The sequence below is a fragment of the Nitrosomonas sp. Is37 genome (assembly GCF_033063275.1).
In the GTDB taxonomy this organism is placed as follows: Bacteria; Pseudomonadota; Gammaproteobacteria; order Burkholderiales; family Nitrosomonadaceae; genus Nitrosomonas.
The window spans coordinates 1-16,725 of record NZ_JAWJYP010000001.1; the positions used below are offsets into that span (position 1 = coordinate 1).

Genomic DNA, 16,725 nt, shown 5'->3' on the forward strand with positions numbered 1-16,725 from the left:
TTATAGCAAGATCATCAACTATATCTCATCCTTTGAGAATCCCTTATCGACTCTATTTAAGTGCAGAATGCTCTAGTATCCCCGCCCTTGGTAGCTCGCTACCCCACACAATCTTCAGTACCAAACCGTGTCCAAAATATTTTTACAGAATTCATGGCTCAGCTTTGGCTGTCCAGACTCAATACAGCTCACGGTTTGGGCGAAACGTAAACAACAATGGTTAACCGGGATGTCCAATCAGGCTTATGGTTAGGCCAGATTTCAGCCCTGGCTCATCCCGGTCGTCCAAACTTAATCTGGAAACATCAGCCTGGCCTCATAGGGTTGTTGATGCTTAAGCATCATCCAGCTGGCTCTTGCCAGCTTCCGGGCAACGGCCCGGATAGCAATGATGCCATTCGATCTCGCCTTCTTTCGTTCATAGAATCGCTGCGCCAGCGGTTCATAACGCACAGCAAAATGCGCTGCTTCAGAAAAGGCCCAGGAGAGATATTTGTTGCCTGCTTTAGCATTGCCTGCCCCTTTCTTTTTGCCATTGCTGGTGCGCAGGCTATCTACACAGCGGCAATAGGAGGCAAACTTGCCCGCACTGTCAAAACGATGGATGTCTCCTGTTTCCAGCATGATGGTCAATCCCAGTATTTTTCCGATACCTCTGATTGTTTGCAGTATCTCAAATTCCCTGGTTAGTTTTACTGCTTGATGCGCAGATTGTTCCATCGCATCGATTTCTCGTTGAATAGCATGATAGACCACCAAACCTGCCTGAATCGCTTGCAGCGTGTAGCTATCTACTTGTGGTGGCTTAAAGTCGGCCCGGCGTAATAGTTCTGATTTTATCCGAATCCCCGTTGAACGCCATATCTGGCTTTGCACGCTAATCAGTTGGTTGCTGGCCGCTCGCTGTGCTTTGGGATAAATATACCCCGTTGGCAAAATGCCCAGACGCAGCAGATGCACCAAGTGGAAGGCATCATGATGGTCACCGCTGTATTTCAATCCATCATATTGCGTGACCGCAGCCGTATTCACTAGCTGCAGAGAATAGCCATGGGCTTGCAGGCCATCGACCAACCAGTACCAGTTGAAGGTAGATTCCACAGCAATGCATTGCAAGCTCTCCCGATAAGGGGAAAGCGCTTTAAGTGTTAGCGATAAGTCATTGCTTAAACCTAAATTCCTCTTTTAACCCGAACTGGAAGCCAAATGAAAGGTTGGCGAATTGAGAACTGGAGGATTTTCTGATCTGGCAGCAATAATTTTGTTGACAATGTAGCGTACCAAAGTAGGCCATCGCTCCATTTTTGACAACTGAGGCGCATTTGCCAGAATTGAGTCAAGACCGTTGCGGATATTGGAGATCATTACTTTGATCTGATTCCCGGCTTCATGAGCCAACGTCAGCAATAGACGAGATTGACCTGCATGCCGAGTCAGGCGAGCAACACCGCTTAGCAGCATAGGGCGACTCGTAATTGCTTCCAGGTGCGTTCTGGGGTGTGCCAGGCGAACATACCAACTCCACCAATTGTAGATCAGTGCGACTGCCCGTGCTGAGAGATTGCAGCGTTCCAGGTCATGGGTGGTATAACCACCCCAGCCCCATTGATTCTTCAATTCATCAAAGCCATTTTCACAATCTGCTCGATCGCGGTATAGCTGACCAAAAGCTTCCAGGGAGTAGTCCGCATTGGTAACCAGTACAGTATGTTCCCAGAGTTTAATCTTGTCTGAATGGTCAACGAAGTGCAGCGTTCTCTGTTGAGCATCAGAGTTCACCTCGGCTGCCAGATTGCCTTTCACCTGACGTCGCAGTACCACTACTCGTCGCGCGCGACTCCAGCCTGCCAGTCGGAGCTCGTCCTCCACTGCATAGAAGCCTTGCCCTACATTCTGCCACTGATTTTGCTGCCATTTCCGCTCGATCAAACGCCTAATCCCAGCAGTCTGGCGAAGCTTGAACAAATAACGCTGATCAATCTCTTCCATTTCAGCCATCACTCCTTCGTTGCCAAAAGCGTTGTCGCCACGCACCAGCGTGGGACGCTTTTCAGGAGCAAGCCCTTCGATCAGCTGCCGCAGACGGGGTAGGCTATGTTTGGGAGTATGGGATTTACCGTTTTGCACTTCAACATCAAGCACCAGCCGAACATTGCTGATCCAGTAAGTATGCAGAGTGTGGCTTGGTCGCCCTGGCTTCCTGGGATTGTAGCCGATCTCAGCACCTATTTGGCGGCCATACAACAGCTTGACGCTGGTATCAGCGTCAAGAATCCAAGCAGTACTCAAGGCCTCACGAGTACTCTCACTTAGCGCTGTGTCCATCCAGATCGCACTCTTCATTACCTGGGCCAGGCAGGCAGCACGTTGTGCTTCATCACAACGCTTGGGTAAGCCGGGTGCAAGCGCACTCAGCGCACGGCGTAAGCTCTCATCGCTGACAATCTTGCCCATACCAAGTATCTCAGGTGCAACTTCATCGCCACGTAGCCCGGCTATGTGCGCATAACGCCGCTGCCCATCCAGAATCGACAACAACCATGTGCCCAGTATATCAACCACCTTAGGTGCATTTGGACTGGTGTAGGTAAGAGGACACCATCCGCCCAGCGAGAAAATAATCCGGTAACTTCCAAGAACTCGGCAAAAAATGCCAATTGACCCATGGCTGTGGCACTTCCGTTTTCATCCCAGCGTACATGAAATCGACCACCAGGGGTAGACAAGCACAACTCCTGTGCAGCTTGCCCCATCTTCTGCACAGCGCTGTCTACCGCCTTTACCACTCCTTTTTCCTCAAAATCTTTTTCACCCATTGGGTGATTCCTTCATTCAACCGCAAAACCTTTACAGTACTACATTTACGGCTATTTTTATAAGTTTAACTGAGGAAAATAGGTTAACCGCTTCTCAAACACGCGTTTGTCTTCTTCGTCTATTACAACCAATACATGATTATTTGAGTGTAAATCAATTCCGCAGTAATGTTGCATGTCAGTCTCCTCTCCGTTATTGGAGCAACCAGTCTAACAACTGGCTGCGAGGAGGCTGGCTAGAGGATTATCAGGTTCCATTTAGAAATGGAATAACAACCTCCATTCTGGCAAATTCTATAACTGTTGAATCCTCCTCAATGTCTATACTTATATAAATTGAAAGGGTTCTCAGAGATGACTGCATAGCTTCAGCTAAAAAGAAATTATTTTTGATGACTCTTCGATAAGAGCTGGTCTTACGCGTTTGTACGTATTTTTTTAGCCAGCATATTTCGATAATCTATTGAACCATCGGAACTTAGCAAAAAGGCGTTTATTTATTTTTTATCATTCTCCCGGGAACGCCATGAAAGGAAGTTAAGAGATGAAAAAACTATTGCATATTATCGCTACACCCCGGGGGATGGATTCCAGAACCCTGCAAATATCACGCGTCTTTCTGGATGCATTTAAACAGAGTCATTCCGAATGGGTTATTGAAGAACTGGATCTCACAAAAGAACAACTGCCTTCGCTGACTATGAAGCGGGTGGATGGCAAATATGTGCTGCTAGGCGGTAAAGAATTATATGGAGATTTAAAGGAAGCCTGGGAAGAGATCATCGCGCATATCGAACGCTTCCTTTCAGCAGACGCCTATCTGCTCAGTACGCCGATGTGGAATTTCAACATCCCCTATCCACTGAAACATTACATCGACATTATTGTTCAACCAAAATATCTCTTCCGCTACACGGACAGCGGGGTAGAAGGTTTAGTCAAAGACAGGAAGATGGTAGTGATTACCAGTCGCGGGGGCGATTACACGCCGGAAAGTCCCAGCCGCGATTTTGATTTCCAGGAGCCGTATTTGCGTACCATCTTCGGGTTTGTCGGGCTGATAGATATCCGTTTCATTATTGCCCAGCCCATGGATATGGATGTCGATTTGCAAAAGGCTAGAATAGAAGAAGCCAAAACTAAGGCAGCAAGCGTAGCAAAAGAATTTTAGTCGAAGGAGAAAAACGGTGCCTCGTGACATACCGGTTGGTAACGGAAATATTCTTGTAGCATTCGACGGAAATTACCGCCTGCGGGAATTTCATTTCCCGCACGTAGGAGAAGAAAACCACATCGGGGAACGGCCTTTTCGCTTCGGTGTATGGGTCAACGGCAACTTTAGTTGGATTCCGGATGGATGGCGAATCACCAAGAATTATCTTGAGAAGACATTGATAACGAATGTTGAGCTAACTCACGATACATGGAAACTGAGAATCATCGCTAACGATCTGGTCGATTTTCATGAGAATATTTATTTAAAAAAACTGACTGTACAGAATTTCTCCGGCGAGAAGAAAGAAGTACGCTTGTTTCTGGCACAGAATTTTTCTATTCTCGGCAACGATATCGGTGATACTGCCGCTTTTCGACCAGAGGAGAATGTTCTGCTTCATTACAAGGCGAATCGCTACTTTCTGATCAATACTTTTGCAAATAAAAAACCAGGCATCGATTTTTTTGCAACCGGCAACAAAGATTCCAAATACGATACAGGTACATGGAAAGATGCCGAAGACGGCGTACTGAGCCGGAATCCTATTGCACAGGGCTCGGTAGATTCTGTCGCTGCCATTCATTTATTCGTGGAAAAAAATGCAAGCGACACAGGTTATTACTGGATATGTGCTGGAACGAACTGGAGTGAAGTAGAACATTTAAACTCTGTCGTTAGAAAAACGGGACCCGAGGCAATTATTAAACGTACCGCGGATTATTGGAAACTGTGGGTAGAAAAAGAAAAATTGAATTATGATCTTCTCCCGGAAGCAACCGCCCACCTTTACCGAAAAAGTCTTTTGATCTGCCGCACCCAAATAAATAATTGCGGCAGCATTATTGCAGCGAACGATTCTGATGCCATACATTTCAATCGCGATACTTATAGTTATATGTGGCCGCGAGACGCCGCACTGGTTGCCTATGCGCTGGATCTGGCAGGTTATTCAGAAATCACAAGAAACTTTTTTAACTTCTGCGCTGGGATTATGGAGAAAAATGGTTATTTTCTCCATAAATATAATCCGTCGGGATCTCCGGCAAGTTCCTGGCATCCTTGGCAGAAGGATGACAAAGTTCAGCTTCCCATTCAAGAAGATGAAACGGCCCTGGTTATTTGGGCGCTGTGGCATCACTATAGAAAATTTCACGATATCGAATTCATTAAACCGCTCTATAAACCCTTCATTAAGAATGCCGCCGATTTCATGATGAACTACCGTGATGCCGACACTGCCTTACCCCTACCAAGTTACGATCTCTGGGAAGAACGCCGCGGCGTACTTACGTTCACAGCAGCGGCGGTCTTTGGCGGCTTAACTGCAGCGGCACATTTCGCAGAATCCTTTGGCGAAACGGAACTCGCGGAAGAATACCGCCGGGGCGCACGTCAAATGCGTGAGGCAATGGACACTTATCTTTATCTCGAGCGGGAAAAAAGATTCTGCCGAATGATTAATTTCAAAGAAGATGGATCAAGCGAGATCGATCGGACCCTCGATGCAAGTCTGTATGGCATTTTCGCGTTCGGCGCTTATGATCCTCATGATGAAAAGGTAAAGAACACTATGCGACAGGTTTATGAAACGTTATGGTGCAGAACGCATGTCGGCGGGTTGGCCCGCTACGAAAATGATGCATACTACCGCGCCAGTGAAAATACAGCCGGCAATCCCTGGTTCATAACCACCCTATGGCTGGCTCAGTATTACATCGCGACAGCCTGCCAAAAAGACGATTTAAAAAAGGCATTAGGAATTATGCAATGGGTGGAAAAACACGCGTTGTCAAGCGGAGTCCTGGCGGAACAGATACACCCGGATACCAATATCCCTCTTTCGGTTTCACCTTTGACATGGAGTCACGCCACATACATTGCGGTAGTGCACGAATATCTCAGCAAACTTCTTGAAATAGAAAAATGTTCCGCTTGCGGTCGTCCGAAATATCAAATGAACCGGGAATAACCGGAAAGGAATGATCATAAAACTTCAATTGGCTTTGGTGCACGTGCCTTCATTGTCCATTGAGGGATAGTTAGCCGAAGGTCATGTAGGACAATAAAGATTATTCGTTTTTTTCATAATCTATTTTCTCCCTTTCTATTTTCCTGTTGAATACAAGTGAAAAGCACTCATGTTTTACTGAACAGGACTACCTTTGGATGTGTCCCTCTTCAAGCAATTCATTAAGCTGATAACTTTCTGGCTATTTTCGCAACATGGATTCCCTGGAAACGAGCAACTTTTAATTCGTTCTCCGACGGTTGGCGACTGCCATCACTATCTGCAAGCGTGCTCGCCCCATAAGGCGATCCGCCGGTAATTTCACTCATGTTCAGAATCTCCTGACAAGAATAGGGAACACCCACAATAATCATGCCTTGATGTAACAATGTGGAGTGGAACGAAGTGATTGTAGTTTCCTGTCCGCCGTGCTGTGAGGCTGTGGATGTGAACACACTGCCCACCTTGCCAATCAAACTACCGCTGAGCCACAAGCGGCCGGTCTGATCAAGAAAATTGCGCATCTGTGCGCACATATTGCCAAAACGTGTTGGAGTGCCAAAGATGATGGCATCATAGCTTGGCAACTCGTCTACTGTCGCGATTGGTGCTGCCTGATCGAGCTTGGCACCAACCTTTCGCGCCACCTCTTCCGGCATCAGCTCAGGCACGCGTTTGATGGTGATCTCGGTGCCTTCAACGCTGCGCGCACCTTCAGCCACTGCTTTCGCCATGGTTTCGATGTGCCCATACATGCTGTAATAAAGAACAAGAATCTTTGTCATATATATATTACCTCCTGATTTTGTGGGGTCGTGCAATAGTCTCAATACTTGCGTTCACTGACACGTCGCTTTCGATCTTGCTCATATGCACTTTCACTGTTGATGTATAAATACCATGCTATGACGCATGACCGATGCTACAGCAGTGACTGACTTCAAATCACGCTTGACCAAATCAAAAGTTACTTTTCCTTGAAGGAAATTAAAATAAGCAAGAACCTTAATTTGATCTCAGCATAATGCTTAAAAAAACAAGAACAGAAAATTTTGCAAATCGATGAATGACCCAGCTCAGCAGCACTGCAGCCCATTGATCTGAAAACCTTGAAAAACTGGTGGGAGAATTTTGGTGGTCTCCGACCGGACAGTCTGATGGCTCGGGTTTGTCAGATAATCTCAATCTTAAAATAGTCCTGGCTTGTATCGACCCAGGCTCGTGCCGAGCGTCTTGCCTTCACCTGGATCACCCTCCCACCCCATCCAATTGATTTTCAGGTTCAAACGGGAATTTGTTCAGCTTTTCCCGACCAATTGAAGAACCCGGATAATCACTACGTATTTATACGTATTTAATTGCCTTCTATTTTTCTATAAATTGTCAAATTAGGTCACTGGCATAGTAATGTAATACCAAGATTATATTTGTCTTTCACCCTACTAATTGGGTTGCTTTATTAAAGAGGAGACAAAGATAGAGTCTATTAAACCCCTTGCAAAGAATATCCGGAAGAAAACGTCGCTCACAGGCAGTGGATCTAATTTCATTTCCAAATCAAACATGACACGAAGACGAGCCGCAGACAGTATAAATAATACGGTAAGGAGAAGCTGACACAGTCAGACTTGATTTAGAAATGGAATAACAGTGTGCAAATGAGGAAGATCTTACCCTCGTATTGCTGTTTCAGTTTATTACAAGGTACAGGCCAGAGGATTTGAAGCAGGACATGAACGGGATGATTGGTTGACTGCAGAATGGAGGGAAAACAATGAGTACTAGCAGAACGAAACCAAGAAACGGTTTCGACACTAAAGCTGAAAATATCGAAAACGAGCATGCAGTTCTGATACTTTCTGATGATGGCTTGATTCGCGATTGCAACGAGGCGGGCGCGAAGTTATTGGGTTGTTCACCCAAGAATTTGCCGAAACTTCATATCTCCAAGTTATTACCAAAGCTGGCGAAAATCGAGCTACTAAAAGGAGAACGGATTAACCCCTATTTGCGCCTTCTTTCACGCATAGGACATCATTTTGAAGTGGTGAGTATGAGCGGGGTACATTTTGCAGGAAAACTATTTTTTAGCGATGTAAAAAATCACGGTTTACACCGCCTGATTGTCATGATCTATCCAATCTATCAAGGAAATACTTTGCATAAAGAAACCAAGCAAGTTAGTACTATTTTGGATTAACGGCCCTCACCCGCCTCAGCATTTCAACTGTAGCGCAGAGCATTCTTTATCGCTTATTTCTTCTGAGTGCCTTGTTGCCACGGGCGGGCTACTATGAGATTGTGAAAACGAAGTTTCGCTAAAAAATCATAGCGAGCCCCCTGGCGCGAGGGGAACGGATGCAGAGACGAGAATAACTGGCTGAAAGTGGTCTTTTTCATACCCCTTGGGTCACGATTGGGAGCAAGATAGGGACAATACGCTCATAACTCATAAGTATGCTATCGGTAATGGAAGGAGTGCAAAAAAAACTCATGAAGATCCCCCGTCTAATGATGTATTACTTGCAGGATTTGCCCGCTGATCTGTTGCCACTGGTTGAACAGATTGCAGATCTGGCCACAGACTTGCGCTGGACCTGGAGTCATGCTGGCGATGAGGTATGGAAAACAATGGACCCACAATTATGGGAACAAACTGAAAATCCATTTGTTGTGTTGCAAAACTTGTCGCGCGGACGACTGGAAGAATTAAATCAAAGCACGCAATTTAAGCAACACCTTCTTAATAGTTTAACCAAGGCGCGCAATGGCTCCTGTGATTCCCGTGGTTGGTTTGGAGAAGTGCATGCCGAAGCCAAACTTAAGGGGATCGCCTATTTCAGTATGGAATTTGGTTTGGGTAAGGCTTTGCCATTGTATGCAGGCGGTCTGGGTATACTGGCGGGGGACTACCTCAAGGCCGCCAGTGATCTGGCCGTGCCCGTAACCGCGATCGGTCTTCTCTATCAAGAAGGTTATTTTCGACAAGTATTGGATGTAAATGGCTGGCAGCAGGAAATTTATTCTTATAATGATTCTAGCAGTTTACCGCTACGCCCAGTACTGGCTCATGACGGTGCTTGGTTACACATACCCATCGAGTTACCTGGGCGAACGGTACGCTTGCAGGTTTGGGAAGCGCGAGTGGGGCGGGTTAGCTTGTATTTACTCGATAGTAACAATCTCCTTAACAGTGCGCGTGATCGCGGCATTACCAGCAAACTCTATGGCGGTGGAGAAGAAATTCGTCTGGTGCAGGAGATCGTTCTAGGAATAGGTGGTTGGCGGTTAATTGAAGCATTAGGACTGGAAATTGATGTCTGTCATCTGAATGAGGGGCATGCCGCTTTCGTTACACTGGAACGCGCTCGCTGTTTCAGTGAGAAACGGCAAATAGATTTTTGGGAGGCACTTTGGGCCACACGACCAGGCAACATTTTCACCACACACACGCCGGTGGCAGCCGGTTTCGATACCTTTCCACGTGAGTTGCTAGCAAAATATGGTTTGATATATACCAAAGACCTCGGTGTAGCACCTGAGGAATTAGTGACGCTGGGCCGTCGAAATGGGCAAGATGGCAATGAGCCCTTCAATATGGCCTATCTGGCGGCACGAACTTGCGGCAGGATAAATGGTGTAAGCCGCCTACATGGCAAAGTTAGCCAAAGTATTTTCCAAGTTCTCTACCCCCATTGGCCTGAGTGTGAAATACCCATAAGTTATGTGACCAACGGTGTGCATGTGCCATCATGGGATTCTCCCTGGGCCGATGAAATTTGGACACAATCTTGTGGCAAGGACCGCTGGCTCGGCACGGAAGAAATGCTTGCCAACGCAATTAACAAACTGGATGATGCAACGCTGTGGGTCTTGTGTGGACAAGAACGTGCTGACTTGGTGCGTCAGGCACGGCAACGACTTCGCTTGCAATTGAGTCAAAGGGGCGCAGAGAAGGAGACTATTAATCAGGTTGACCAGATTCTTGACCCCAATGTGCTAACACTCGGATTTGCACGGCGTTTCACCGCGTACAAGCGCCCCAACCTGTTGCTGCATGATGTTAACCGCCTGATTCGAATACTTACTGATGCACAACGACCGGTACAAATCGTTGTTGCTGGCAAAGCGCACCCTGCCGACATTGAAGGAAAACGCTTCATTCAGCAATGGGCGCAATTTGCTGCTCAACCAGTTGTCCGTAAACTTGTAATATTTCTCGAAGATTACGATATTGCCCTCGCACAGGAGCTGGTGCAAGGCGTGGATGTATGGATCAACACGCCACGCCGACCGTGGGAAGCCAGTGGCACCAGCGGTATGAAAGTATTGGTGAACGGTGGTTTAAATCTCTCGGAATTGGATGGATGGTGGGCCGAAGCCTACACACCGGAAGTTGGCTGGGCGTTAGGTGATGGCAAAGAACATACTGAAGCGGGCTGGGACGACGTGGAAGCCGAACAGCTCTACCATCTTCTCGAAGAAGAAATTGTACCGATGTTCTATGATCGCGATGCAACGGGTATTCCCCGAGCTTGGGTTGCCCGCATGCGCGCCAGTATGGCTCATCTCGCTCCGCAGTTCAGCAGCAATCGCATGGTACGCGAATATGTTGAAAAGTTGTATCTTCCCGCTGCCATCATCTTTCAACAACGAACAGCCCAAGGAAGCGTCATTGCTAAAAAACTTCGTTTGTGGAATGAACAGTTAAGGCGAAATTGGCATCAGGTACATTGGGGTAATCTGACGGTATCGGAAGAAAAGGATGGCTGGGTATTTGAAGTACAGATTTATCTAGGGGAAGTTTTACCTGATTTTGTCCAGATCCAGCTATATGCAAACCCGCTAGATAGCGAAGCGCCTGTTTGCGAGACAATGCGACGCCACGCTAGCATTCCGGGTGCTTTAAATGGCTTCCTTTATAGAAGTAATTTACCTACCACACGTCCTTACACTGATTTCACGCCTCGCTGCGTGGCGTACCATCCAGATGCTTGTACTCCCATTGAGAACAACCTGATTCACTGGTGGTCAGGTACGGCAGTGTTGCATAGAAATTCACAATGATAGTGTTTAACCGGGGATTGAGCATGAGTTACTAATTGAGTTCAGTTATAGCGATTACCACCAAAGGTGCTACCAATCCCTAGAACCTGACATCAATACCATGGACTAAAAATTGGGAGGTATATTATGAATGTTAATCCATTACTGCAGATCAAAGCACTCGGCCAGAACGTCTGGCTCGACTACATCCAGCGTAACATGCTGATAAATGGTGAAGTTGCCAGAATGATAGAGAAAGACGGCTTGGCAGGGATAACTTCCAACCCAGCCATTTTTGAAAAGGCGATCAGCGAACACCATGACTACGATGAAGCAATCACATTGCTTACGCGTCGTGGTATGCCACCAAAAGAAATTTATGAAGCACTTGCCTTAGAAGACGTAGCTCGGGCTGCCGAACTGTTTCGACCGCTCTACGATGAATCAAACGGTCATGAAGGTTTTGTCAGTCTGGAGGTCTCACCCCATCTTGCTTATGACACGGAACAAACCATCAGCGAAGCTGAGCGGCTATGGACAGCGCTTAACCGGCCTAATATCCTGATCAAGGTACCGGCAACCCAGGCAGGATTACCTGCCATCACGCATCTGCTTGCCGCGGGTATCAACATCAATGTAACGATATTGTTCAGTCTGGAACGTTATCGGCAGGTAGTCGATGCATTCCTGGCGGGACTGGAAATCCGCGTGGCCCAGCATAAGCCTGTTGATCATATTACTTCCGTTGCCAGTTTTTTCCTGAGTCGCATTGATGTATTGGTGGATAAACGTCTGGATGAGCTTGACAGAATTACTGACTACAAATCTGCAGGTGCTTTACGGGGTAAAGCTGCCATCGCTTGTGCACGCCTTGCTTATCAGCACTATCAGCAATGGATTAAAGATAAGCGCTGGCAATCCTTATCCAGCCATGGTGCACGCACCCAGCGTCTGCTATGGGCGAGTACCGGAACTAAAGATCCGATTTACAGCGATACCAAATATGTCGAACCTTTAATCGCTAAGGATACGATTAACACGATGCCACTACAAACACTGATTGCTTATCGTGATCATGGTCAGCCAGCATTGCGCATTGAGCTGGAATTAGATGAAGCCCGTAGCTTGCCAGAAAAACTCTATCAAATTGGAATTGACCTGGAGGCAGTCAGCGAGCAATTGGAAGTGGAAGGTGTGCAAAAATTTGCTGTCCCTTTCGATAAATTGCTGGAGCGCTTAAGCCAATGGTGACCCCTGTTATCCCAAGAGTCATTGCAAAGTTCTCTCCTTTACTCCTTACAGTACTTGTTTCGGGCTGCGTCAGCTTCGCTAAAGGGGTCACTGAAGCAGTCCTTAGCGGACAAGGCAAGGAAGAGGATACCCGGAAGTGCTATATACGCGGTCGTTCGCTCGAGGGATTGGAAGCAAAGTTAAAGCGGCAGGAGCAGCTGGCTCAAGCAAGCAAAAGTGATCATCCTGTACTTAAGGTGCTGGTGGTACATGGGATTGGTTCTCATCAGCCAGGTTATTCTACCCGCCTGACTGAAAACTTGGTGCAGGCCCTCTCTCTCAATCATGTCCAGGAAACAATCAAGGAGATTACCATCACTCATCCTAAGTATCCAAACCAGGAACTGGGATTGCTCCGCCTGACACGTTACATAAATGCCAATGAAAGCAGGGAAATTATTTTCGCAGAACTCACTTGGGATTCAATTATAGCAAAGGAGAAACAAACCATTAGCTTTGATAACTCCGGTGAGTATTCCTTCCGGCGCGCACCGTTCAACAATATCATGAAGGTATTTGTCAATGACACTATTCCCGATGTGATGATGTTCAATAGTACCTCACGGCAAAAGATCCATGTTTCTGTTGGTCAGTCGCTCTGCTGGCTCATGAGTGAGAGCTGGGCATCACTTAAGACTAAGACTGCCCAATTCTGCGATGGAACTGCTCCTACCAGCCTTGACCAGCTAGATGATGAGTTCGTTTTTATAACTCACAGTCTCGGAAGTCGAATTACTGTGGATGCTTTACAATGGATAGCGAGTATCCTCAGTGACATCACTAAGTTCAAAGCCGCTCTTGCAGAGGATTTGCAAAATCCCCAGAGTACCACTGCAACTCCTCTTCAAACAAATACAACAAGCAGTTTCCTGAAAAAAAACACCACTTACAACAAAAGGAATTTACGGTTTTTATGCTTTCCAACCAATTGCCCCTCTTGCAAATGGGACAGCCCAAACCGGAAGTTACTGGTCGAATTGCCGATATCTGTAGCCTGAAAGCTACCCATGAAGCGGAAAAGCTCTTCAGTAAAACTCATCTCATTGCCTTCAGCGATCCCAACGATTTATTTAGCTACGCGCTACCTCCCAGCTTTATGAATGAGTACGTGGATTCACGTCTCTGTCCAGTCCTGACTAATGCCATTCTGAACGTAACCAGTATTACAAATATCTTTGTTGGAAAATTTGCCAATCCCTTTTCCGCTCATACCGAATATGACAATGATCCGAGAGTAATTGGTCTTATCGCCAAAGGGATTGGTCATAGCGATGTGGACCCAGGAGTAGCCGAGCATTGCACCTGGCTGGAATCAGTTCCCGATGGTTGATAAGGAATCTTCAGCTACCCTTATAACAGCAGAAAGAGAAATAAAGAGAATGGAAAATTGGGATAAAAGCAGTACTTTGTTATCATGTGCTGAGCAATCGTTGGTTGAAGTCATGAGCAAGCCAAAACATATCAGTCCGAATATTTCATCATAGCTGAGGTAGTTTGAGGAATCACTATGCGCAAGATTGTTTTATTTATCTTATTGTCAGGGGCCCTGTCGACTTCGAGCTGGGGGGAGAACATCATTCGACCAGGATTATGGGAGGTAACGACCAAGTCTGATTTATTGGCATTGGTGCCCCATATTCCCTCGGAGCAAATGCAGCAGTTGACCAAGTTGGCCAGGCAGTATGGATTGGAGATGCCTCAAATCCGCAATGGCACGGCCACCTCCAATGTCTGCATTACACCGGAAATGGCCAAACAGGAGGTGCCTACCTATTTTTATGAAAATCAGTCTGGCTGTACGGTCAAGAATGCCAGCCGAACAGGGAACCGCTATCAAATGGAGCTGACGTGTGATAATCCCCAATTTAAAGGCAATGGTTACGCGGAAGGTGTTTTTATCACCCCTGAAAGCTTCAGCGGGCGAACAGAATTCGACAGCGTGGTACAAGGCGCGCCACTCTACACTAAAGCCGATACCGAGGGCCGCTGGATCAGTGAGCGATGTGAAGTAGTGAAGCCCTTGCCATAATGTATATAAAGGGCGATTACGTTGCGGCCTGCCAAAGCAGTTGCTAAATTGGACGACAAGTCCACTCATGGCTTTGCTCTTTGCAATTGGCAATCCTTTTGACTCCACTGCGCTAAAAAACGACACGCTTGGAAAGAGGGGGACTGCTGACAATCGCCTGCTAATCTGCCGGGGTTTGTCTGGGGACTGAGATGCAAGCTGCACACAAAACTGGTTTCATAGCCTTAGGGTTAATGGCATTTCTTACAAGTGTGAACAGTCAAGCAAGCGACACAGTAGAGTTGGCAGGCGATGTTTTGCGCTTTGTGTTACCGACAACCGGCGCGAGATTGGCGCTCGCCCATAAGGACGGCACAGGCGCGCTCCAACTTGGTGACTCAGTCGCCTTAACCCTCGGTGTCACTTATAGCCTTAAATATACCATTGATGAGGAACGACCCAACGGAGGTAAGCACAGCTTTCCTTCGGTCACGGCCTCCCTTTCATTTGCCTCCGCCGAGTTCATGCGCACGACGTTGTGGCCGGTGCAGCTATTGGCAATTTTGAGCAGTTACCTTTTCACTACCCCATACAAAGGCTGGCAGGTGGTAATAGAGGATAATGCCAAATATCACGGCATCAGACTAACTCGTATTTGGTAAAACACGAGAGGTAACAACAATGCCACCTAGAAAAAACTGACTATAGATAAACTTAATCCTTTGTTCTGGGCTACGGTTCCTTATCCGCCATCTCCAGTACTTCAGCCGCGGTAAATTGTCTGCTCATGTCACCATCCCAAGTCGCATTAAGCGGCAGGATATTCTGCACGCGCCCGGTGCGATCGAGATAGGTCTGTAAAGTTATATTCGGCTGCGTAATCGGGATGGCTATGGCGCGTGGATTCTGGATAACTTCCTTGAGCAGGGCCGGGTTGATCTTGGTCTGGCGCCGCAAAGCAAGCTTTGCCTTCGGAGTTGAGCGTGTGACATTCAACAATTTCTTGATGAACAGTTTGTTATTATCTCGTTTGTCATCTTCCAAGATAGGATAGGCTTGCAAATACAGCTCATGGCTGCGCCAGCCCAGCAGGCGAGGCTGATTTACTACGCACACCGGTGTGCCAACCGGTACTTCATTGTAAATACGCACGATGTCTTCTGGATACATGCGCAGACAACCGTGACTACCACGCAGCCCGATACTCGGCGGTTTGTCGGTGCCATGTATAGCGTATTTCGGCCAGGCTAGTCTCAGCACGTGGGTACCCATCGGGTTGTCCGGCCCAGGCGGTACGATAGCGGGCAGTAAATCACCGTTTTCCGCGTGTTCTTTACGAATAGAGGGGGTCGGTATCCAAGCGGGATTTTCTACTTTGGAGGAAATTTTAGTCACCCCTTCCGGCGTTCTCCATCCCACGCGTCCAATGCCAAGCGGATGGGTGATAACTTTCTGTGGCTCACCGTCTTTGGTCTTCGGAAAATAAAATAGCCGCATTGCCGCGAGATTGATAACGATGCCTTTGCGTGGTGCATCCGGTAGCACAAACTGGGTGGGAATCACGATTTCAGTGCCTTCTCCCGGTAACCAGGGATCGACACCTGGGTTGGCGCTCACTATCTCTTCGTATCCAAGGTTGAACCGCCGGGCAATATCGGAGAGCGTGTCTTCCTTGTTGGTGGTGATGACCTGCAGCATGCCGACCACGTCCTCACGCGCGGAGTCGAAACTGAACTCATGACTGGCTACCGGAACAGGCAACGGCTTAGCCACTGGAATGGGTGACTCCAATGGTCTGGTCAAAAATGGCTGACAGCCGCCGAGAAAGAAAAAGATGCCGAGCAGGCCACACATCAAAGCGGAACGTAACATTGACGAAAGTATTCTACTCATCTGCTGTTCCATTCATCTGCAAATCAAAAAAGTTAGATTACATGAATTCATCCCAGGTTTTCCATGAGGAAGATTTTTTAATGAAAGCTATTACAATAACTTGTTAAAAATAAGGATAATTTAGCGGATTAGCGGATTAGCGTATTCTGATATACAAGCATGATTCATGCCACAACATATACTCATCATTAATCAATTAGTTACATAACATTTGATAAGTAAAATATGAGAAAAATGTCGCCACTAATTAATTTGTTTCTATGCATGATATATATATGATACATAACACTATGTTTATTAAAGAATTATTTTGTCGTTATTTAGAGACGCATTTTAATATATGATATATAACATCATGTTTTTAAAATACTTTTTTTGTTGCTAATTAGAAACATAATAGAGACTATGCATCCATTCAGTTGCTTTTGCAGTTCATGCTTTCAATCTG

15 protein-coding genes are annotated in these 16,725 nt (G+C 46.7%); 10 read left to right on the plus strand and 5 right to left on the minus strand.

The genetic code is table 11. The features are described 5' to 3' along the window. Positions 1-291: 291 nt before the first annotated feature. The 3 genes from R2Q26_RS00005 to R2Q26_RS00015 all read right to left on the minus strand — a co-directional run bounded on the left by R2Q26_RS00005 (position 292) and on the right by R2Q26_RS00015 (position 2,816). The gene (locus tag R2Q26_RS00005) at positions 292-1,116 is read right to left on the minus strand and encodes a transposase (protein WP_317534371.1); all 825 of its coding nucleotides are present in this window, start codon (positions 1,114-1,116) and stop codon (positions 292-294) included. A 69-nt stretch (positions 1,117-1,185) separates the two neighbouring features. Next, entirely contained in the window at positions 1,186-2,562 is a 1,377-nt protein-coding gene (locus R2Q26_RS00010; protein ID WP_317534372.1) for a transposase, read from the minus strand. Beyond that, positions 2,496-2,816, minus strand: a complete 321-nt coding sequence (locus R2Q26_RS00015; RefSeq protein WP_317534373.1) for a hypothetical protein — start codon at positions 2,814-2,816, stop codon at positions 2,496-2,498. The genes R2Q26_RS00010 and R2Q26_RS00015 overlap by 67 nt, the downstream gene beginning before the upstream one ends. Before the next feature lie 544 nt (positions 2,817-3,360). Here R2Q26_RS00015 and R2Q26_RS00020 point away from each other — a divergent pair. Both R2Q26_RS00020 and R2Q26_RS00025 read left to right on the plus strand, forming a co-directional pair. Continuing rightward, positions 3,361-3,987 carry an FMN-dependent NADH-azoreductase gene (locus R2Q26_RS00020; protein ID WP_317534374.1) on the plus strand — a complete coding sequence of 209 codons (627 nt, stop codon included), beginning with the start codon at positions 3,361-3,363 and terminating at the stop codon, positions 3,985-3,987. Positions 3,988-4,003: 16 nt separating this feature from the next. After that, a complete protein-coding gene (locus tag R2Q26_RS00025; RefSeq protein ID WP_317534375.1) occupies positions 4,004-6,001 on the plus strand; it encodes a glycoside hydrolase family 15 protein in 1,998 nt (665 codons plus the stop codon). 221 nt (positions 6,002-6,222) lie between these two features. Here the strand turns inward: R2Q26_RS00025 and wrbA are convergent, their stop codons facing one another. Then, the gene (wrbA, locus tag R2Q26_RS00030; RefSeq protein WP_317534376.1) at positions 6,223-6,861 is read right to left on the minus strand and encodes an NAD(P)H:quinone oxidoreductase; all 639 of its coding nucleotides are present in this window, start codon (positions 6,859-6,861) and stop codon (positions 6,223-6,225) included. A gap of 859 nt (positions 6,862-7,720) precedes the next feature. On the opposite strand from wrbA, the gene R2Q26_RS15375 reads away from it, so the two are divergent. The 8 genes from R2Q26_RS15375 to R2Q26_RS00065 all read left to right on the plus strand — a co-directional run bounded on the left by R2Q26_RS15375 (position 7,721) and on the right by R2Q26_RS00065 (position 15,046). Further along, the gene (locus R2Q26_RS15375) at positions 7,721-7,825 is read left to right on the plus strand and encodes a DUF2934 domain-containing protein (protein WP_090571817.1); all 105 of its coding nucleotides are present in this window, start codon (positions 7,721-7,723) and stop codon (positions 7,823-7,825) included. Continuing rightward, entirely contained in the window at positions 7,815-8,240 is a 426-nt protein-coding gene (locus R2Q26_RS00035) for a PAS domain-containing protein (RefSeq protein WP_317534377.1), read from the plus strand. Before R2Q26_RS15375 ends, R2Q26_RS00035 begins: the two co-directional genes overlap by 11 nt. A 293-nt stretch (positions 8,241-8,533) precedes the next feature. Continuing rightward, positions 8,534-11,107, plus strand: coding sequence for an alpha-glucan family phosphorylase (gene glgP, locus R2Q26_RS00040; protein WP_317534378.1), 2,574 nt, complete (start codon positions 8,534-8,536; stop codon positions 11,105-11,107). A 126-nt stretch (positions 11,108-11,233) separates the two neighbouring features. Further along, complete coding sequence (tal, locus tag R2Q26_RS00045) at positions 11,234-12,337, plus strand: transaldolase (protein WP_317534379.1); 1,104 nt, start codon at positions 11,234-11,236, stop codon at positions 12,335-12,337. After that, a complete protein-coding gene (locus R2Q26_RS00050) occupies positions 12,331-13,374 on the plus strand; it encodes a hypothetical protein (RefSeq protein WP_317534380.1) in 1,044 nt (347 codons plus the stop codon). The genes tal and R2Q26_RS00050 overlap by 7 nt, the downstream gene beginning before the upstream one ends. Beyond that, complete coding sequence (locus R2Q26_RS00055; protein WP_317534381.1) at positions 13,320-13,706, plus strand: hypothetical protein; 387 nt, start codon at positions 13,320-13,322, stop codon at positions 13,704-13,706. Before R2Q26_RS00050 ends, R2Q26_RS00055 begins: the two co-directional genes overlap by 55 nt. Positions 13,707-13,883: 177 nt before the next feature. Further along, positions 13,884-14,405: a DUF3617 domain-containing protein gene (locus R2Q26_RS00060; RefSeq protein WP_317534382.1), complete on the plus strand. Its 522-nt coding sequence runs from the start codon at positions 13,884-13,886 to the stop codon at positions 14,403-14,405. A gap of 191 nt (positions 14,406-14,596) precedes the next feature. Then, on the plus strand, positions 14,597-15,046 hold the full coding sequence (locus tag R2Q26_RS00065; protein WP_317534383.1) for a hypothetical protein: 450 nt from the start codon (positions 14,597-14,599) through the stop codon (positions 15,044-15,046). A gap of 70 nt (positions 15,047-15,116) precedes the next feature. On the opposite strand, the gene R2Q26_RS00070 is transcribed toward R2Q26_RS00065, so the two are convergent. Beyond that, on the minus strand, positions 15,117-16,277 hold the full coding sequence (locus tag R2Q26_RS00070) for a L,D-transpeptidase family protein (protein ID WP_317534384.1): 1,161 nt from the start codon (positions 16,275-16,277) through the stop codon (positions 15,117-15,119). Positions 16,278-16,725: the final 448 nt, after the last annotated feature.

What these genes read in the sequence shown, in the direction of transcription:
- R2Q26_RS00015 (WP_317534373.1), bottom strand. Translation starts at nt 2,816, where the DNA reads ATGGGTGAAAAAGATTTTGAGGAAAAAGGAGTGGTAAAGGCGGTAGAC.
- R2Q26_RS00020 (WP_317534374.1), top strand. Translation starts at nt 3,361, where the DNA reads ATGAAAAAACTATTGCATATTATCGCTACACCCCGGGGGATGGATTCC.
- R2Q26_RS00035 (WP_317534377.1), top strand. Translation starts at nt 7,815, where the DNA reads ATGAGTACTAGCAGAACGAAACCAAGAAACGGTTTCGACACTAAAGCT.
- glgP (WP_317534378.1), top strand. Translation starts at nt 8,534, where the DNA reads ATGAAGATCCCCCGTCTAATGATGTATTACTTGCAGGATTTGCCCGCT.
- tal (WP_317534379.1), top strand. Translation starts at nt 11,234, where the DNA reads ATGAATGTTAATCCATTACTGCAGATCAAAGCACTCGGCCAGAACGTC.
- R2Q26_RS00050 (WP_317534380.1), top strand. Translation starts at nt 12,331, where the DNA reads ATGGTGACCCCTGTTATCCCAAGAGTCATTGCAAAGTTCTCTCCTTTA.
- R2Q26_RS00055 (WP_317534381.1), top strand. Translation starts at nt 13,320, where the DNA reads ATGGGACAGCCCAAACCGGAAGTTACTGGTCGAATTGCCGATATCTGT.
- R2Q26_RS00060 (WP_317534382.1), top strand. Translation starts at nt 13,884, where the DNA reads ATGCGCAAGATTGTTTTATTTATCTTATTGTCAGGGGCCCTGTCGACT.
- R2Q26_RS00065 (WP_317534383.1), top strand. Translation starts at nt 14,597, where the DNA reads ATGCAAGCTGCACACAAAACTGGTTTCATAGCCTTAGGGTTAATGGCA.
- R2Q26_RS00070 (WP_317534384.1), bottom strand. Translation starts at nt 16,277, where the DNA reads ATGAGTAGAATACTTTCGTCAATGTTACGTTCCGCTTTGATGTGTGGC.